Origin of the sequence: Flintibacter sp. P01028, from assembly GCF_041925235.1 — a bacterium.
Classification (GTDB): Bacteria; Bacillota; Clostridia; order Oscillospirales; family Oscillospiraceae; genus Lawsonibacter; species Lawsonibacter aceti.
The window spans coordinates 329,126-347,012 of sequence record NZ_JBHEVC010000001.1 but is presented as its reverse complement, the minus strand read 5'-3'; the positions used below and the strand labels follow the sequence as shown (position 1 = coordinate 347,012).

Genomic DNA, 17,887 nt, shown 5'->3' with positions numbered 1-17,887 from the left:
GGCGGGCCTTGGGCCCGCCCCCTCTGTGTTCAATGTGATATCTCAATGGCGCTGGTGGGGCAGCTCTCGGCGGCCTCCTGGACCTGGCCTTCCCACTCTGGCAGGATCTCGTCCCGGGCGGCGGCCACCCCCTCGTCCGTCATAAGAAAGGCGGTGGGGCAGATACCGGTGCACAGGCCGCAGCCGATACAGTTTTCATTTACATGGGCGGTCATACAGGCTCCTCCTTATCATAGAGTTTCCATAGTATGGCGCTATCCCCGTGTTTTATTCTTGATTTGCCTGAAGATCGATTCAAAGAATCCATCATCTTAGCAGCGTATTTGGCCCCTGTGAACAGATCCCTCTGCCTGCATAGACGCAATATCTTTACGGAGGGCGTGGCCTCCAAGGGAAAAAATTTTGCCATTTGCCGAAAAAACAGGGACGGGGAGAGAAAATTTGTGGATTTCACGGCGGATTTTCCTTGACGGGAGGGAGAGAAAATGCTATAATCTCAACTTGCGGTGGTAGGGGCTATTGCGCCCTTTTACCCGATGACTGCTTCTGAAACAGGAGGGAGGAGGGCACCGGAATGCTGAGTGAACTGAACAGCGCCGATAAGGTGGCAGGGGCCAAGCAGGTCAAGCGCGCCCTCAACGACGGGCGGGCTAAAAAGCTGTTTCTGGCCGCCGACGCAGACCCCCGGGTCACCGAGCCGCTGGCGAGGCTGGCCAAAGAAAAGGAAGTCCCGGTGGAGGAGGTCTCCACCATGAAAGAGCTGGGCGCCGCCTGTTCCATTGCAGTGGGCAGTGCAGTGGCTGTCCTGCTGTGATTTGATTTTAATGGAATAAGATTTCCTTATTCTGTTAAAATATATTACGCCCCCTCAGGGGCAGATTTTCAGAAAGGAGGAAAACCATGCCTACTTTTAACCAACTGGTACGCAAGGGACGCCAGCAGGTGACTTACAAGTCCACCTCTCCCGCCCTGCAGCACGGTCTGAACACCCTGAAGAACAAGAGCACTGATCTGCCTTCTCCCCAGAAGAGAGGTGTGTGCACCGCGGTCCGTACTTCTACTCCTAAGAAGCCGAACTCCGCTCTGCGTAAGATCGCCCGTGTGCGTCTGACCAACGGCTACGAGGTCACCGCCTATATCCCCGGTGTTGGCCACAACCTGCAGGAGCACTCCGTGGTCATGATCCGCGGCGGCCGTGTCAAGGACCTTCCCGGTGTGCGTTACCACATCATCCGCGGCACTCTGGATACCCAGGGCGTCAACGGCCGTATGCAGGCCCGTTCCAAGTACGGCGCCAAGCGTCCCAAGGCCGGCAAGAAGTAAGAGTATTACTTCACACTGAAATTGCATTGTGCGTTTGCGCAAGGCAACCCCGCCTTGCCGAGCGTTTACCTATATATTGTTAGGCAGACCTCGGACAGGCATTACACGGATCGTTTGCGAAACGGTTCGAGTACCTATGATTTCTAATTTTATAAGAAGGAGGGAAGCAAAGTGCCCAGAAGAGGAAATGTACCCAAGCGGGAGGTTCTGCCTGATCCGCTTTACAACTCCGTCCTGGTTACCAAGCTCACCAACAGCATCATGCTGGATGGCAAGAAGGGCGTGGCTCAGAAGGTGGTCTACGGCGCCTTTGACATCATCAAGGAGAAGACCGAGAAGGACCCCATGGAGGTCTACACCCAGGCTCTCGAGAACATCATGCCCTCCCTGGAGGTCAAGGCCCGCCGTGTAGGCGGCGCTACCTACCAGGTGCCCATCGAGGTCCGGCCTGAGCGTCGTCAGACCCTGGGTCTGCGGTGGCTGACCGCCTATGCCCGCAACCGCGGCGAGAAGACCATGAAGGAGCGGCTGGCCGGCGAGATTATGGACGCTGCCAACAACACCGGCGGCGCCGTGAAGAAGCGTGAGGACACCCACAAGATGGCCGAGTCCAACAAGGCTTTCGCTCACTATCGCTGGTAATCTAAGAGGAGACAAAGTATGCCTAGAAAAGTTTCTTTGGAGAATACCCGCAATATTGGTATCATGGCCCACATTGACGCGGGTAAGACTACCACTACCGAGCGTATTCTCTACTACACCGGCGTCAACTACAAAATTGGCGAGACCCATGAGGGTACCGCCACCATGGACTGGATGGCCCAGGAGCAGGAGCGCGGCATTACCATCACCTCCGCCGCCACCACCTGCTACTGGAAGGGAACCAAGGATCAGTTCCCCCAGACTCGTATCAACATCATCGACACCCCGGGCCACGTGGACTTCACCGTGGAGGTGGAGCGCTCCCTGCGCGTGCTGGACGGCTCTGTGACCGTCATGTGCGCCAAGGGTGGTGTGGAGCCTCAGTCTGAGACTGTCTGGCGCCAGGCCGACCATTATAAGGTCCCCCGTATGATCTACGTCAACAAGATGGACATTATGGGCGCCGACTTCTACAACGTGCTCAACATGATCCACGACCGTCTGAAGTGCAACGCCGTGCCCATCCAGCTCCCCATCGGCAAGGAGGAGACCTTCAAGGGCATCATCGACCTGGTGGAGATGAAGGCTGACGTCTACTACGACGAGGTAGGCAAGGATATGCGGGTGGAGGAGATCCCCGACGATATGATGGAGCTGGCCCAGGAGTACCGCACCAAGCTGCTGGACTCTTGTGCCGACATTGATGAGGAGATCATGGAACTTGTCCTGGAGGAGCAGCCTGTTCCTGAGGATATGATCCGTCGCGCCATCCGTAAGGGCACCATCGATAACCTGATGGTCCCCGTGGTGTGCGGCACCTCCTACAAAAACAAGGGTGTGCAGAAGCTGCTGGATGCCATTGTGGACTATATGCCCTCTCCCATCGACATCCCCGCCATTAAAGGTGTCAACCCTGATACTGAGGAGGAGGATGAGCGTCCCGCTGACGACAACGCCCCCTTCTCCGCTCTGGCCTTCAAGATCGCCACCGATCCCTTTGTGGGCCGCCTGTCCTTTGTGCGTGTTTACTCCGGCGTGCTGAACACCGGCACCACCGTTTTGAATTCTACTAAGAGGCAGAAAGAGCGCATTGGCCGCATCCTGCAGATGCACGCCAACCACCGGGAGGACATTGAGTGCTGCTACTCCGGCGACATCGCCGCCGTGATCGGCCTGAAGAATTCCACCACCGGCGACACCCTCTGCGACGAGAAGGCTCCCATCATTCTGGAGTCCATGGAGTTCCCCGAACCCGTGATTCGTGTGGCTATTGAGCCCAAGACCAAGGCCGGTCAGGAGAAGATGGGCATTGCCCTGATGAAGCTGGCCGAGGAGGACCCCACCTTTAAGACCTACACCGACGAAGAGACCGGCCAGACTATTATCGCCGGTATGGGCGAGCTCCATTTGGAGATCATCGTGGACCGTCTGCTCCGGGAGTACAAGGTGGAAGCCAACGTAGGCGCTCCCCAGGTGGCCTATAAGGAGACCATCAAGAAGAGCGTGGAGCAGGATACCAAGTATGCCCGTCAGTCCGGCGGTAAGGGCCAGTACGGCCACGTCCGCATCACGGTGGAGCCCAACGAGTCCGGCAAGGGCTATGAGTTCCTGAACGAGATCACCGGCGGCGTCATCCCCAAGGAGTATATCCCCGCCGTTGACGCTGGTATCCAGGGAGCCATGCAGGCCGGTGTTCTGGCGGGCTACCCGGTAGTGGATGTGAAGGTACACCTGACCTTCGGCTCCTACCACGAGGTGGACTCCTCTGAGATGGCATTTAAGATTGCCGGCTCCATGGCCTTCAAAGAGGCTTGCCGCAAGGCCACACCCATTCTGCTGGAGCCCATCATGAAGGTTTCCGTCATCGTGCCCGACGACTATTTGGGCAATGTCATCGGTGACCTGAACAGCCGCCGCGGCCAGATCCAGGGCCAGGAGAGCCGTCCCGGCGCCACCCAGATCGACGCCCTGGTGCCTCTGGCCAATATGTTTGGCTATGCTACCGACCTGCGTTCCAGCACCCAGGGCCGTGGCCAGTACTCTATGGAGCCCCACAGCTATGTGGAGATCCCCAAGAGCATCGCCGACAAGATCATTGCCGAGCGCGGCCGCAACACCCAGGATTAATTCCGGGTGTGTTGGAAAATAGGGTTGCATTTGCGCTCAGAATAGGATAAAATGTCCCTGATGCGATGGAACCCACGCAAGTTACGTCTATAACTGTAATATAAGGAGGAAATTCCAATGGCTAAGGCAAAATTTGAGCGTACTAAGCCCCATGTAAACATCGGCACCATCGGTCACGTTGACCACGGCAAGACCACCCTGACTGCCGCCATCACCAAGTACCTGGCTCTGCAGGGCAAGGCCCAGTATGAGGATTACTCCAGCATCGACAAGGCTCCTGAGGAGCGCGAGCGCGGCATCACCATCAACACTGCCCACGTGGAGTATGAGACTGACAAGCGTCACTACGCCCACGTCGACTGCCCCGGCCACGCCGACTATATCAAGAACATGATCACCGGCGCTGCTCAGATGGACGGCGCTATCCTGGTTATTGCCGCTACCGACGGCCCCATGGCTCAGACCAAGGAGCACATCCTGCTGGCCCGTCAGGTAGGCGTGCCCGCTATTGTTGTCTTCCTGAACAAGTGTGACCAGGTGGACGACGAGGAGCTGCTGGAGCTGGTGGAGATGGAGGTCCGTGAGACCCTGTCCTCCTATGAGTTCCCCGGCGACGAGATCCCCATCATTAAGGGTTCCGCTCTGAACGCTCTGACCTGCGAGTCTGGCGATGTGAATGATCCCGACTTCGCCTGCATCAAGGAGCTGATGGATGCTGTCGACGAGTATATCCCCACTCCTCCCCGTGATGACTCCCTGCCCTTCCTGATGCCCGTCGAGGACGTGTTCACCATCTCCGGCCGCGGCACCGTGGCTACCGGCCGTGTGGAGCGTGGCCAGCTGAAGGCCGGCGAGACCGTTGAGATCGTGGGCCTGTCCGAGGAGAAGAAGAGCACCGTGGTCACCTCCATGGAGATGTTCCGCAAGACTCTGGACTTCATCGAGGCTGGCGACAACGCTGGCTGCCTGCTGCGCGGTATCGCTAAGACCGACATCGAGCGTGGCCAGGTGCTGTGCAAGCCCGGCTCCATCCATCCCCACACCAAGTTCAAGGGCCAGGTTTACGTCCTGTCCAAGGACGAGGGCGGCCGTCACACCCCCTTCTTCAACAACTACCGGCCCCAGTTCTACTTCCGTACCACCGACGTGACCGGCATCATCACTCTGCCCGAGGGCACTGAGATGTGCATGCCCGGCGACAACGTGGACATGGACGTGGAGCTGATCACCCCCATCGCCATCGAGCAGGGCTTGCGTTTCGCCATCCGTGAGGGCGGCCGTACCGTGGGTTCCGGCGTCGTCATCGGCATCAACGAGTAAGTTTCCTATCAAAAGAGCGGACTTCTGAAGAGGCCCGCTCTTTTTCTATTATGAAACAGGAGGTGAGCGGTGTGGAATATAACTACGAAAAAGTGGCCCAGTCCCTGAGGCTGATGTATGTGGGCAATATAATTATAATTGCCAGTATTCTATGTACGATCCTTGCGTGGATTATCCCGCCCTTGGTATTTTTAGTGTCAATGGCGGTCTTGGGGGGGACGGTCATTTCGTTAGTGGGCTTGGTGAAGCTGCGCAGTGAGCACCGGGCATATAGGAACGCGGTGATCACTCTGGTCATCGTGTTTGTAGTCGGCCTGTTCGCCAATGATGAAACAATATTCGGTGCCCTGATGAGTATGGCCCAGGATATCTGCAACCTGCTCATAACTTACTTTGTAATTAAGGGGACCAATGCGGTTTTACAGTCAAAGGGCGCTGCCGGCCAGATGGAGCTGGGAAAAAAGGCATGGAGATGGCAGTTCATTTCCTTTGGGGCAGCGTTCCTGTCCGGGGGGATTACGCTGTTGTGCCTGCTGCTTTCTGGCAGTCTCTTGGATTTTCCGTCACTCATCTTGCCCTTAATCTCGGTGTTTGCAAGTTTGGCAATATCCCTGGTGGCGTTGGTGTATTATCTGCGTTATCTCAAGCAGAGCAGCGAATTTCTTATCTGACCTGGTTTGGGGGCGTTTGACCTGAGGGGAGAACGCCCCCATTATTCGTATGGATGGATAGGACGTTGAAAGCTCCCACAATATTTTTTCAAGAGGGGGGTTGACAAGGAGACGGGGAGCGGCTATAATAATCCTAACAATTAGACAGCGGTAAACCTTTGAGAAAGAGGAGTAGCCGGTGCGGCAAACCTGAAGAGAGTCCCGGAGGGTGAGATCGGGGCGGAGAGCGGCCGAGTGAATGGACTTTCGAGGGCGGCTTGAACGGGAGACCTAGTAGATGCCGACGGGGACCCACCCGTTATCCATCGGGCACGCGTGATGGCGCGTGAAGCGAGCGGACGTGCAAACGTCAATTTGGGTGGTATCGCAGGAGTACAGCTCTTGTCCCATATTATGTGGGATAGGGGGCTGTTTTTTTATACTCTGAAACAAAGGCCGCCGGCAACGGCCCCTCCATCACCCACCCAAACCAATCTAAGCCCAAACCGGGCAAATAATGGAGGTAAATACCATGAAAAAGAACAGCACTTTGAAGAAGCTCCTGGCTGCGGCCCTGTCCCTGTCCCTGGCGCTGACCCTGGCCGCCTGCACAGGAGCCGGAAATGACTCCGGCAGCTCTGGCGCTTCCAGTTCCGATGGGACCGCCGCGGGAGGAAGTTCCGCCTCTGCTGCAAAGACGGAGTATAAGATCGGCTTGGTCAAGTATATGGACCACGCCTCTCTGGATCAGATCGAGAAGAACGTCCAGAAGGAGCTGGATGCCAAGAGCGCCGAGCTGGGAGTGACCTTCAATTACGCCGACTATACCTATAATGGGCAGGGGGACGGCACCACACTCAATCAGATCGCCGCCCAACTGGTGGCTGACGGGGTAGATGTGGTCGTGCCCATCGCTACGCCGGCCGCCCAGGTGATGCAGTCTGTAGTCACCGATGAGGACATCCCAATCATCTTCGCTGCGGTGTCCGATCCTGTCACCGCTAATCTGGTCCAGGACATGGACGCTCCTGGCGGTACCATCACCGGCGTCAGCGACGCCCTGAACACCGAGATGATCATGAAGATGATGCTGGCCGTAGACCCCGACATCCAGACCGTGGGCCTGCTCTACTCCAAGTCTGAGGATTCCTCCAAGAAGCCTATCGAGGAGGCTAAGGCCTTCCTGGATGCCAGCGGTATCTCCTATGTGGAAAAAACCGGCACCAATACTGACGAGGTCAACTCCGCTGTGGACGCCTTGATCAGCGCCGGTGTGGAGGCCATCTTCACCCCAACGGATAACACCGTGATGCAGGCCGAACTGTCTATTTTTGAGAAGCTGAACGAGGCTAAGATCCCTCACTATACCGGTGCCAACTCTTTCGCCCTGAATGGCGCTTTCTTTGGGTACGGCGTTGACTATGACGATTTGGGGGCCGAGACCGCCGATATGGTGGTGGACCTGCTGGTGAACGGGGCTGACCCCGCCACCACTCCTGTGGTCATCCTGGCCCACGAAGCGGCCACCATCAACACAGAAACCTGTGAGGCCATCGGCCTGAGCCTAGATGATGTGAAGGCTGCCTTTGCCACCCTTGGTATCGGCGTGGTGGAGATTACCACCGCCCAGAGCTTCAGCTGAGTCCATTCTGTAAAACCTCGGTCCGGGGACGCCGCCCAGTGCGGCGTCCCCAGTACCGCCATAAGGAGGAATCCCTGTGCCCGCTATTTTATCCCTGCCAGCCCTCCAGACCGCACTAGAGGTGGGGGCGATCTACTCCCTGGTGGCCATGGCCCTGTTCATTAGCTTCTCGATTCTTAATATTGCCGACCTGTCCACAGATGGCTGCTATACTCTGGGGTTTGCCGTAGGGGCAACTGTCACTTTGGCCGGGCATCCCCTGCTGGCCCTGCCCGCCGCCATGCTGGCTGGAGCCTGCTCCGGCTTTGTCACCGCCTTTCTCCAGACCAAGCTTGGGGTGGAGAGCATCCTGGCCGGCATCATCGTCAACACAGGGCTGTACACCGTCAACCTGGCGGTGATGGGCTGGTCCTCCAACCTGTCTATCTACGGCAGTGATTCCCTATTTACGCTGTGCAAGGAGCTTTTTCCCTGGGAGTGGTGGGCTAAGTGGCATGAGCTGGTGGTGCTGGCGGTGATCCTTCTGGTGGCCGCCCTGTTGGTAGTCCTTTTTTTCCGCACCCGGCTGGGCCTGTCTATCCGGGCCACAGGGGACAACGCGGACATGGTCCGGGCTTCCTCCATCAACCCCTCCTTTACCATTACTGTGGGACTGTGTCTGTCCAATTCCCTCACAGGGCTGGCGGGCTGCCTGATTGGACTTCTAAACAAGAGCTGTGACATCAATTTGGGTACCGGAATGGTGACAGTTGCCCTGGCCTCCCTGATCATCGGGGAAAGCTTAATGGGTCGGGGCTCCATTCCCCGCCGGGTGTTCGGAGTCATTCTGGGGGCCTGTCTGTACCGCATCATCATCGCCGTCGCTATCAGTACCAGCATCGTGCCTACCGAGGGCTTCAAGCTGGTGTCTGCCCTGATTGTGGCCGTCGCCATCGCCGCCCCACAGGGAAGAAAGCTGATCGCGCTGCAGCGTCAGAAGCTGGCTGCCAGAAAGAGAGGGGGCGGAGTCAAATGCTGAAGCTGGACCACATCTCCAAGACCTTCAATCCAGGAACGCTGAATGAGAAGAAGGCCTTAGACCAGGTGGACCTCCACCTGGAGCGGGGAGACTTCGTCACCATCGTAGGCTCCAACGGGGCGGGAAAGTCCACCCTGTTTAACGCTATCGCCGGCAGCTTTCTCGTGGATAGCGGCTGCATCCTCGTGGACGGCCAGGATATCACTTTTATGGCCGAGCACAAGCGATCCAAGCATATTGGACGGCTGTTCCAGGACCCCATGCGGGGGACTGCGCCCCACATGACGATTGAAGAAAACCTGACCCTGGCCGCCGGGAGCGGTGGCTGGTTCGCCCCCCTGACACAGAAGGACAAACAGCGATTCCGGGACCAGCTGGCTCTGCTGGATATGGGATTGGAGGACCGAATCAAGCAGCCGGTGGGGCTGCTGTCCGGCGGACAGCGCCAGGCCCTGACCCTGCTCATGGCTACCATGAATCCGCCATGGCTTCTCTTATTGGATGAGCACACCGCCGCCCTGGATCCTGCCACGGCGGAGAAGGTGTTGAAGATCACACGGGAGGTGGTGGCGGAAAACAGGATCACCACCCTGATGGTCACCCACAATATGCAGCAGGCACTGGAGCTGGGCAATCGCACCCTGATGATGGACTCCGGCCGCGTCGTGCTGGACATCCAGGGGGAGGAGCGGAAGGGAATGACAGTGTCTGACCTGCTGGCACGCTTCAAGGCAGGGGTGGGCAGGGGCCTGGACAACGACCGTATTTTGCTCTCCTGAGAGGGCAGATTTCACAGTTTTTTTACAGACTTTTGCCTCGATCTGTGCTATCCTGTCCATAGAGATATAGGGGGCCTCCCCGCCGGAAAGGATTGAGAGTATTGAATGTGATATCCCTGCTGACACCAAAGACAAACGTGGCCTGGCTCTATGAGGACTGGACCATCCGCCAGGGGCTGGAGAAGCTCCGTTTCCACGGCTATACCGCTATCCCAGTGCTGGCCAAGGATGGGAGCTATGTGGGTACAGTCAGCGAGGGGGATTTCCTCTGGTGCCTGTTGGACCAGGGGAGCGGGGATATCCAAACTCAGGAGAAGCAGCCCCTCCGCAGGGTAATCCGCCCCGGCTTCAATCCGGCGGTACGCATCGATGTGGCCCTGGAGGAACTGGTGGAGCGCGCTCTGCGCCAGAGCTTTATCCCCGTGGTGGACGACCGAGGCGCTTTTGTGGGCATTGTGACCCGCCAAAATATCATCAAAAGACTTACTGTCCTGAACGTGGAGCAGCCCGCTGCCCATATGTAACAGGATCTGCTGCTGAACCTTCACAGGGCCGCCACAGATGTGGCGGCCCCAAATTTTTTCTTTTGTGGTGAGATTTTTACCGCCTCTGGCGGATATTACTGAATGAAAGGCCTTTCAAACAGAGACTTCCAAGGAGGTGAGCGGCTTTGACCCAGGAAGAGTTCAGCCGGGCGGCTCAGACCTATGGCGACATGATCTATCGGGTGGCCTACCACGCTCTGGGCTGCCGGGAAGACGCCGAGGACGTGATGCAGACGGTCCTGCTTCGGCTTTTTGAGCAGAAAGCAGAGTTTGAGAGCGAGGACCATATGAAGCATTGGCTCCTGCGGGTATCGGTGAACGAGAGCCGCAAAATGCTCCGCTCTTTTTGGCGGCGCACTGCCGTCCCGCTGGAGGAATGGCATGAGCTGACCGCACCCGAGGACCGGGAGCGGGCGGAGCTGATGGGGGCGGTGATGGCCCTGGAGCCGAAATACAGGCTGGTCATATATCTCTACTACTACGAGGGGCTGAGTGTGGCCGAGACGGCCGCCGCCCTGCGTGCCAATCCATCCACGGTGCAGACCTGGCTGCTCCGGGCCCGGGCCCGGCTGCGAAAGGAATTGTCCGAGGAGGAAGAGAAGGAGGGAAGTGTCTATGTTCGACCCCAAAGTGTACCGTAACGCATGCCGGGAGCTCAACGCTTCCGAGGAAAAGATCAAGGAGATCATCGCCATGACTGAAAACAAGGACCGTAAGAACTCCCGCCGAACTATGCGGACCATATTGGTGGCCTGCGCCGCCATCACTATGATGGTAGTGGGGGTGGGGGCAGCCAACCCAGAGGCCGCCCAGGAGATATTCGGACAGATCGTGTCCGTCATCAAGGTGGACCAATACCGACAGGACATGATCATGGATACCGGCGAGCATATTACCACCTTAGAAGTACCCCAGGCCACGGTAGAAAACAGGGATGGACGGGCTATTCTGGTAGTAAACGGGGAGGAAGTGGATATCACAGAGGAGCTTGAGGCAGACGGCAGCTATGTGTACGACAGGACTACATTCGGAACTCATTTGAGAGTCACGGTGGAGGGTAACGTGGAGAAGTGGGAGATGGCCGTGTCCATCGGGGAGGCCGATGGAGAGGAGTACGGGACCGTCTACTATGACAGTGAAACCGTAGAGGACGCACTGGGCGGCTCCTTTATGAACGGGCTTCCTTTTGAACAGGTCGAGGCGGAGCAGGAAGAGGGCATGGTTACCATTATCGGGAACGGTGAGAATGACGCCAGCCCACGGACATCGGCAACACTGAACCAGAAATGACAAACAGCGAGGGCGTGTCCAGTGGGAGAGATAGGGTTCCAAGAAGTTTTTCTGTCTCATATCTTCCAGATGTCGCTTTATCATAGCACTTCCTCTAGGACTTTTCATGTCGGGCTGGTAAGTCTGTGGCGCCAGTCGTGCCAATGAAACCAGCAACTACGCAGTTCCATCCATAAATCTTACCCTTGAAATGAGAATGAAGGGGGACATAGTCCCCCTTCATTCCAATTTTTATGCGCCAGATCTCTGTATGTATTCTTTTATCTTGTGGCACATAAGATTCCAGACCCTAGATTCAGCTCTTCAGACGACAGTGGCAGCAGATTAACCAATCAGATTGATGAATACACGGATAGCCAACAGAACTGTGACCACAAAGATGACAGCAAAGATGATGTTTAGGTAAAGTCGATTAGCGTGGTCACCCATGAACTTCTTATCCGAGGTGATTCTCCAGATAATGCCGCAGATAATAGGCAGCAACAGACCGTTCAAGGCCTGGGCCATGATGACCAGTTCCGCGGGGGAGGCTCCGAATAGGAAGATGAAAATCAGGGGAATACCGGCACCTAGGATCATCCAGAGACGGCTGCGAGGAGCCTTCATATCCTCTTCCTGATCGGTGGCCTGATTATACAACATAGGTAACAACTCAATGCGGAACAGACCTGAGGAGAAGGCAGCGGCCCATAGGCCCAGAGAGAACAGAATACCGGCATAGCGGCCCAGAATAGGAGTCAGTTGAGCGGCCATGTCGGAGGCGCTGCTGACAGTGATACCTAGGGGGAACAGGTTAGTGGCTGAACAGACAACGATAGCGCTGGTGATTAGGGCGGTGACGATGCAGCCAAACACCAGATCGAAGTGGGCCATCTTCATTTTAGTTTCCTGAGGCAGACCGGCCTCGAAGGAGCCCTTCTTGAAGTAGCGCTGCTTGTGCAAGGCGGACAGGGAAACCGGGATGTCCGGTACCATGGTGGTGGCCAGCATAGCCAGGACTAGCATGTAGTCACCATTAGGAATCTGGAAGGAGAAACCCTCGGACACCAGGTCAGACATATTGGGCTGAGAACCAATAGCGGTGGCGACGAAGGCGACGACCATCAGAATGACCAGTACCTTGGTAAAGCTTTCCAGAATGCCGTAGCGGGAGGTCCAGGCCAGCACAAACGCCAGCCCAATCATAATAGCCGCCCATGCGATCAGAGAGATTTGAGGGACAAAGTAGTTCATAGCCATAGCGGCGCCGGTGAAGTTGCCCGCCTGGAAAATCAGGCAGCCGAACATGATGCAGTAGTACAGGACCATTGCCCATATTTTACCGAAGCGCATACGCACCGCTTCCATGATGGTGACTTCCTTGGCCAGAGCCACGCGGATAGCGGGCAACTGGTAAAAGAAAGAGGCTAGGGCGGCCAGGATAATGACCCACAGGAGCTTGTAGCCATAGCTGGCGCCCATGGAAGAAGCGGTGGTGACACTGCCGGGTCCGACCACAACGGCTGAGATGACGATGGCGGGGCCAACGGCTTTCAAATAGTCCATCGCGCTGGGCTTTTTCGCTTCGTTCATACGTTGTACTCCATTTCCTTTTAGATTTTGGGGGGCTGATGTTCTCCTTACAACTTGCTGCTGTCTATGTCGCTGATGAGCATATAGCCTGGGGAATGAGAGATCAGAAGGTCAGGTTTAGCCTGAGTGGCTACGTTCTGGGGTGTGACACCGCAGGCCCAAAAGACTGGAACCTCGTCAGGACCGATATCCAGCGGATCACCATAATCAGGGTGGAGCACATCCTTGATACCGATGGCATCAGGATCGCCAATCTGGACGGGAGCGCCGTGGGCGTAGTCCATGGGTTCTGTGATTTTGACAGCCAAGTCCACCAGTTCCTTCTTGACCGGGCGCATGGACACCACATAATTGCCGTGGAACAGCTTACTAGGCTTGCAGGCGATATTGGTATCAAACATAGGAACCCGCTTATTCTCTTCGTAGTGCTTTAGCGGGATACCGGCTTCCACCAGCCTGGATTCAAAGGTGAGGCTGCAGCCAATGAGGAAGCCTACCATGTCCTCATTCCAATAGCCGCTGACATCCTTGACTTCCTCCTCGAATACACCGTTACGGTAGATGCGGTAGAGAGGGATATCCGTAGTGATATCAGCCCCCTCCGCCATCTTGTGAGAGATGGGAGAGCCTTGGTCAAAGACCTCTAAGATGGGGCAGGGCTTAGGATTCTGCTTCATAAATTGGAGGAAATCTTCGCCATAGCGGCGGTGCAGGATAACCAAGTTGCCCTGGATGTAACCAGGGCACAGCCCGGCGGTGGGGAGCACTAACTCCCCAGTGCGGAATTTCGCCCGCAACTCAGCGGGAGAGAGAGAACTGTAGTCTTGCATGATATCCGTCCTTTCTGCCATATCTCTGCTCCGCAGTCATCATTGGGCAAAGTTTTTGATCTGGATGCCTTCACGATGGAAAGCGGCTTTCAAGGCTAACACAAATTCCACTGCGTGGGCTCCGTCACCATGGACCAGAATGCTCTCTGCCTTGATGCCGATATCCTTCCCAGCAGAGGTGGTGACCTTCCCCTCCTTGACCATCCGGATCACCCGGGCCACGGCTTGGTCCGCATCTTTGATCATATCGCCGGGCTGTCCCCGGGGGACTAGTGAGCCATCCTCCATATAACCCCGGTCCGCAAAGGCCAAGGATACAGTTGGAAGCCCCATGTGGTCCGCTACATCCTTCAGGCAGGAGTTGCCGTAGTACAGAATACGGATAGAATCGTCGAAGCTGGCGGTGGCCTCACATACCGCGCGGGCGGTATCCATATCGGCCTGGGCTACGTTTCCCAGGGCGCCGTGGGCACTAATGTGGAGCAGAGGGACACCGGCAGCCTTAGTAAAGGCGTAAAGGGCACCGATCTGGTAAGTAATAAAGTCCCGTAACTCTTCCTTTTTCATAATCATCCGCCGCCGTCCGAAACCCTGCAGATCAGGGTAACTGGGGTGTGCACCCACGCCCACGCCGTACTCTTTGGCCAGAGCCACCGTGTGAGCCATAACCACTGGATCACCGGCATGGAGGCCGCAGGCCACATTGGCTGAAGACACATGGCGCATGATCTCGTCATTTGCTTCCAGGGTATAGTTGCCGAAGCTTTCACCCAGGTCGCTGTTCAGATCTACTTGGTACATATGGTTCCTCCTTGCTTCTGTTTTCAGATGAAAATACAAAAAGGCAAAGACATCTTGTCAGGATATATCCCGAAAGACGTCTTTGCCTTTGCCGCCTACAGTATAGACCTGTATCCAAAGATAGTCAATGGGATTTGTGATATCTCAAATGATTCTGTAGCACATTCTAAAAGCCGAGGTCTTACTTATACCTATTTCTATAAGAATCCTAAAACTTTTCAGCTGGAATCTGTGGATCCAAGCGGCCTTTTCATTTTGCTGGGGAAATGCCTACACAATAAGTGTTGCCATTGACGCTTACCCGGTAGATGGACTTAAAGTCCTGGTCATAGACCTGACGTAACCGCTCATACTGGGCCCTCTGAGCCAGATAAAGTTCCTGCGCCAGATCCAACTTGATCGCTTGGAACCGAATTTTATCACCGGGAGCGCACTGAGCGACCAGGGGGATATCCACCGAGATGATATTGGCGATCTTGGTATAGCCGCCGGAGCCCTGGTGCTCACTCATCATGATGATGGGCTGTCCGCTGCCGGGTATCTGGACTGCGCCCAAGGGAATGCCGTCGCTGATGATGTTGGCATCCGTGCTGTGCTCTACCTTGGGTCCGTTGAGTCGGTATCCCATACGGTCAGATTTCTCATCCACGGTAAAGGTGCTGTTTAAAAAGGTATCCAGTCCTTCCTTAGTAAAGCGGTCGTCCTGGGGACCTAATATGACCCGGACAGTAATTTCTTTGGAAATAGGGGGTTGAGGTGGCAGACGGCGGACCGCCAGATTTGGAATCTGGGCCCTAGGAGAGGCAAAGGGAATGGTATCTCCGGCAGCCAGCTTTCTGCCCTGAAATCCGCCAAGTCCAGATCGGAGCAAGGTGGATTTACTTCCATAGAGAACCGGGACATCCAATCCCCCAGCCACAGCCAGATAACCTCGGCAGCCTGCGCGGGCTGGCCCTATCTGGAGTACGCTGCCTGCCTTAGCTGGCCAGGCCTGCCCTAGTGGGACAGGAACTCCATCCAATGTAGCGCCCATATCAGCGCCAGTTAACGCGAACACATTGTCCTGGGTAAACTGGAGCTTAGGGCCCAAAAAAGTCATTTCAAGAACGCCCTCACCCAGGTCATTGCCTACCAGCAGGTTAGCCAGGCGCATTGAGTGGAGATCCATAGCTCCCGCGGGGGACATTCCAATGCGCTGGTGGCCAAAGCGGCCTTCATCCTGAACGCTGGTCAGAGGACCAGGAGAGATCACTTTGAGTCCCATGTTACTCACCTACCTTTCTTTCGTAGGTAACCGGTTGATATTCACCGGCCAGGGAAAGTTTCCGGATCCTGGCGTATTCCACCTGGTCAATAGGTACGAACTTGAGCCACTGCCCGGACAGGCAAAATGAGGCCGGATCTTTTTTATCATCATAGAGTATTACGGGTGTACGGCCTACCACCTGCCAGCCACAGGGAAGATCGAAGCCATTGAGCACCGTCTGGTCCGCCCAGATGGCAATAGAGCCCTGAGGTATCTTGGTCCGCGGAGTGGTCCGACGAGGAACGGTGAAGGTCTTGACCGGATTGCCCACATAGGAGTGACCGATGGCAAAGGCCTGGAAATAGATGTAGCACAAATTAGCTGAGTGGCGGTGAACAAACTCGTCCCAGGTGATCTTCTCATGAGCCAGCACATCCTCTCGGTCTGGGGCCGTTTCCCGTCCGTCCCAGCCATCATAGTGTGGGGCGTTTGGATCCAGATCCACTTCTCCTCCATAAAGCACCGGCAGTTCGATGACTTGGCCACCAACGCTGGCCTTGCTTTCTGAGAAGTCAGTCAAGGCTAAGATACAGGCCTTCAATTCCTCATATCGCACCACTTCAGGCCGGTAATAGACGATCAGCGTCCGGTATGCAGGCACTGTTTCCACCACACCCGGAATATGGGCGGTGGACAGTGCTCTATCCAGTGCATGGACCTGCTGGTTGACGGCTACACTGATCTCATTTTTAAACTCAGCGCACAGGGCACAGTCGCCTACAGGCTTGATCACAAATTCAGCCATAACTTCAGCATTCTCCCTTCCAATAACAGGGCAGGGGCTCATAACACGCAACCCAACACAATCTCATGGGCACCAGAGTTGCGTCAAGATTGCTAGGCCCAGCAAAATAACTTCCTAATAAACTAATTAGAATGTTAATCCAGGCTCATTTTACTATCTCTGCCACGTTAAAGTAAAATACGAATAAGATTATAGAGTTATCTCAAAAAATATATAATGAATAAACAAAAAATTTTCACTTTCTTTAAGACTGTTTGTGAGTATTTAAGAAATACTTTAATTTGCTAACTTTTACTATTTTATCTTTGCGGCCTATTTTTTAACCGATAAAAAAAGGGCTGCTTCTCTCTAATGAATAAGTCTCATATTTTTGCGCCTCCCTACTTTTCTATCTGCCATGCGGCACATGCCCTTCACATACGCTGTATAGGATCGCCAAAAATAATCGTATCTCAGCCTGATAAGAGTCCTCTTTAAAATGATCTGTCATCCTAAATGGATGCCGGAACAGTCCGTGCAAATGGTAGAGAATGTGCGCTGCGTTTGGCTGTTGTGGGAGAATGTCAACGATGAGAACTTCAATATAATTAATCAACATGAGCTGCTCCGAAGATATCCCAAGGCACCTCTCAGGCGAATAGGTACTAGTAGGGGAATATGTGGGTAATGGGGTTACAGATTCTAACCACAGTCAGCCCAATTCCAGCTATTTCTACACCGTCTCAAACAGGGCGCGGTTAACTGTAAGGTATACAGAGACCCTGAATCTGACCTTCTGCAACTATGGCGATCAAGGTTGTGTTCTAAACCGCTTTTTCCCCTGCCTGGAACCCGGATCATCACCTTTGGTGTTCCCAAGGTGGGCAGTTCCTTTTCCTTGAGATCATCATACCGGGTGAGCGGATTTTTCTCTGTCATAAGTTCCCGAGGAAAGATAAATTGTGAAAATGCTTTCAGGTATATTTGCCCATAGCTTTAAAACACACAATTTTGTGTACAAAACAAGGCATGGGGTAACTGCAGTACAGTTTGCCAACGACTGGGATTTCAGTGCTTCATAATCCATTGTTTATGTACCGTGTTAAGTGGACATTGCGGACAAAAGATACAGATTGTCTAGAACTTTATCAGGGAAGTGAAACAAGAAGATGGCAAGCGGACCATTAGAGGCGGAGAAAAAGCAGGACAGCATAGCAATCCACTATGCTGTCCTGTAACCGAATAATTATGTTCTTATGGGTGTACCGCTAAGTCCCAAGCCGCCTATACAAGCTGCTGTGATTCATTTTAGGTCCAA

The 17,887-nt window shown here is 55.0% G+C and carries 18 protein-coding genes; 12 read left to right on the top strand and 6 right to left on the bottom strand.

Annotated elements, in window-relative coordinates:
- Window positions 1-29 precede the first annotated feature (29 nt).
- Window positions 30-215 carry a ferredoxin gene (locus ACEVJK_RS01690; RefSeq protein ID WP_147570664.1) on the bottom strand — a complete coding sequence of 62 codons (186 nt, stop codon included), beginning with the start codon at window positions 213-215 and terminating at the stop codon, window positions 30-32.
- A 359-nt stretch (window positions 216-574) separates the two neighbouring features.
- On the opposite strand from ACEVJK_RS01690, the gene ACEVJK_RS01685 reads away from it, so the two are divergent.
- From ACEVJK_RS01685 to ACEVJK_RS01630, 12 genes are all read left to right on the top strand, one after another.
- Complete coding sequence (locus ACEVJK_RS01685; RefSeq protein ID WP_147570663.1) at window positions 575-814, top strand: ribosomal L7Ae/L30e/S12e/Gadd45 family protein; 240 nt, start codon at window positions 575-577, stop codon at window positions 812-814.
- Window positions 815-900: 86 nt separating this feature from the next.
- Window positions 901-1,323 (top strand): 30S ribosomal protein S12, encoded by a 423-nt coding sequence (gene rpsL / locus ACEVJK_RS01680; RefSeq protein WP_147570662.1) that lies wholly within the window; start codon window positions 901-903, stop codon window positions 1,321-1,323.
- A gap of 171 nt (window positions 1,324-1,494) precedes the next feature.
- Window positions 1,495-1,965, top strand: coding sequence for a 30S ribosomal protein S7 (rpsG, locus tag ACEVJK_RS01675; protein ID WP_147570661.1), 471 nt, complete (start codon window positions 1,495-1,497; stop codon window positions 1,963-1,965).
- A gap of 18 nt (window positions 1,966-1,983) precedes the next feature.
- The gene (fusA, locus tag ACEVJK_RS01670; RefSeq protein ID WP_147570660.1) at window positions 1,984-4,092 is read left to right on the top strand and encodes an elongation factor G; all 2,109 of its coding nucleotides are present in this window, start codon (window positions 1,984-1,986) and stop codon (window positions 4,090-4,092) included.
- Between the two features lie 117 nt (window positions 4,093-4,209).
- Window positions 4,210-5,412 (top strand): elongation factor Tu, encoded by a 1,203-nt coding sequence (tuf, locus tag ACEVJK_RS01665; RefSeq protein ID WP_147570659.1) that lies wholly within the window; start codon window positions 4,210-4,212, stop codon window positions 5,410-5,412.
- Between the two features lie 71 nt (window positions 5,413-5,483).
- On the top strand, window positions 5,484-6,083 hold the full coding sequence (locus ACEVJK_RS01660) for a hypothetical protein (RefSeq protein ID WP_374739843.1): 600 nt from the start codon (window positions 5,484-5,486) through the stop codon (window positions 6,081-6,083).
- A gap of 511 nt (window positions 6,084-6,594) precedes the next feature.
- Window positions 6,595-7,704, top strand: a complete 1,110-nt coding sequence (locus ACEVJK_RS01655) for an ABC transporter substrate-binding protein (RefSeq protein ID WP_147570657.1) — start codon at window positions 6,595-6,597, stop codon at window positions 7,702-7,704.
- 76 nt (window positions 7,705-7,780) lie between these two features.
- On the top strand, window positions 7,781-8,722 hold the full coding sequence (locus ACEVJK_RS01650; protein WP_186852703.1) for an ABC transporter permease: 942 nt from the start codon (window positions 7,781-7,783) through the stop codon (window positions 8,720-8,722).
- On the top strand, window positions 8,716-9,501 hold the full coding sequence (locus ACEVJK_RS01645) for an ABC transporter ATP-binding protein (RefSeq protein ID WP_147570655.1): 786 nt from the start codon (window positions 8,716-8,718) through the stop codon (window positions 9,499-9,501). Before ACEVJK_RS01650 ends, ACEVJK_RS01645 begins: the two co-directional genes overlap by 7 nt.
- A 107-nt stretch (window positions 9,502-9,608) precedes the next feature.
- Window positions 9,609-10,025 (top strand): CBS domain-containing protein, encoded by a 417-nt coding sequence (locus ACEVJK_RS01640; RefSeq protein ID WP_262669392.1) that lies wholly within the window; start codon window positions 9,609-9,611, stop codon window positions 10,023-10,025.
- Window positions 10,026-10,171: 146 nt separating this feature from the next.
- Window positions 10,172-10,687 (top strand): RNA polymerase sigma factor, encoded by a 516-nt coding sequence (locus ACEVJK_RS01635; protein ID WP_186852701.1) that lies wholly within the window; start codon window positions 10,172-10,174, stop codon window positions 10,685-10,687.
- Window positions 10,662-11,336 carry a hypothetical protein gene (locus ACEVJK_RS01630; protein WP_262669199.1) on the top strand — a complete coding sequence of 225 codons (675 nt, stop codon included), beginning with the start codon at window positions 10,662-10,664 and terminating at the stop codon, window positions 11,334-11,336. The genes ACEVJK_RS01635 and ACEVJK_RS01630 overlap by 26 nt, the downstream gene beginning before the upstream one ends.
- Before the next feature lie 324 nt (window positions 11,337-11,660).
- Here the strand turns inward: ACEVJK_RS01630 and ACEVJK_RS01625 are convergent, their stop codons facing one another.
- From ACEVJK_RS01625 to ACEVJK_RS01605, 5 genes are all read right to left on the bottom strand, one after another.
- Window positions 11,661-12,908: an Nramp family divalent metal transporter gene (locus ACEVJK_RS01625; protein ID WP_186852699.1), complete on the bottom strand. Its 1,248-nt coding sequence runs from the start codon at window positions 12,906-12,908 to the stop codon at window positions 11,661-11,663.
- 47 nt (window positions 12,909-12,955) lie between these two features.
- Window positions 12,956-13,759: a putative hydro-lyase gene (locus tag ACEVJK_RS01620; protein ID WP_374739842.1), complete on the bottom strand. Its 804-nt coding sequence runs from the start codon at window positions 13,757-13,759 to the stop codon at window positions 12,956-12,958.
- Between the two features lie 18 nt (window positions 13,760-13,777).
- Window positions 13,778-14,539: a LamB/YcsF family protein gene (locus ACEVJK_RS01615; RefSeq protein ID WP_186852697.1), complete on the bottom strand. Its 762-nt coding sequence runs from the start codon at window positions 14,537-14,539 to the stop codon at window positions 13,778-13,780.
- Window positions 14,540-14,789: 250 nt separating this feature from the next.
- Window positions 14,790-15,803, bottom strand: a complete 1,014-nt coding sequence (locus ACEVJK_RS01610) for a biotin-dependent carboxyltransferase family protein (protein WP_186852696.1) — start codon at window positions 15,801-15,803, stop codon at window positions 14,790-14,792.
- Window position 15,804: 1 nt separating this feature from the next.
- The gene (locus tag ACEVJK_RS01605) at window positions 15,805-16,590 is read right to left on the bottom strand and encodes an allophanate hydrolase subunit 1 (protein WP_374739841.1); all 786 of its coding nucleotides are present in this window, start codon (window positions 16,588-16,590) and stop codon (window positions 15,805-15,807) included.
- Between the last annotated feature and the right edge of the window lie 1,297 nt (window positions 16,591-17,887).

Bases quoted from the DNA above. Each gene is read 5' to 3' on its own strand.
- ACEVJK_RS01690 (WP_147570664.1), bottom strand. From the start codon at position 215: ATGACCGCCCATGTAAATGAAAACTGTATCGGCTGCGGCCTGTGCACC.
- ACEVJK_RS01685 (WP_147570663.1), top strand. From the start codon at position 575: ATGCTGAGTGAACTGAACAGCGCCGATAAGGTGGCAGGGGCCAAGCAG.
- rpsL (WP_147570662.1), top strand. From the start codon at position 901: ATGCCTACTTTTAACCAACTGGTACGCAAGGGACGCCAGCAGGTGACT.
- fusA (WP_147570660.1), top strand. From the start codon at position 1,984: ATGCCTAGAAAAGTTTCTTTGGAGAATACCCGCAATATTGGTATCATG.
- tuf (WP_147570659.1), top strand. From the start codon at position 4,210: ATGGCTAAGGCAAAATTTGAGCGTACTAAGCCCCATGTAAACATCGGC.
- ACEVJK_RS01655 (WP_147570657.1), top strand. From the start codon at position 6,595: ATGAAAAAGAACAGCACTTTGAAGAAGCTCCTGGCTGCGGCCCTGTCC.
- ACEVJK_RS01645 (WP_147570655.1), top strand. From the start codon at position 8,716: ATGCTGAAGCTGGACCACATCTCCAAGACCTTCAATCCAGGAACGCTG.
- ACEVJK_RS01630 (WP_262669199.1), top strand. From the start codon at position 10,662: ATGTTCGACCCCAAAGTGTACCGTAACGCATGCCGGGAGCTCAACGCT.
- ACEVJK_RS01625 (WP_186852699.1), bottom strand. From the start codon at position 12,908: ATGAACGAAGCGAAAAAGCCCAGCGCGATGGACTATTTGAAAGCCGTT.
- ACEVJK_RS01620 (WP_374739842.1), bottom strand. From the start codon at position 13,759: ATGGCAGAAAGGACGGATATCATGCAAGACTACAGTTCTCTCTCTCCC.
- ACEVJK_RS01615 (WP_186852697.1), bottom strand. From the start codon at position 14,539: ATGTACCAAGTAGATCTGAACAGCGACCTGGGTGAAAGCTTCGGCAAC.
- ACEVJK_RS01610 (WP_186852696.1), bottom strand. From the start codon at position 15,803: ATGGGACTCAAAGTGATCTCTCCTGGTCCTCTGACCAGCGTTCAGGAT.
- ACEVJK_RS01605 (WP_374739841.1), bottom strand. From the start codon at position 16,590: ATGGCTGAATTTGTGATCAAGCCTGTAGGCGACTGTGCCCTGTGCGCT.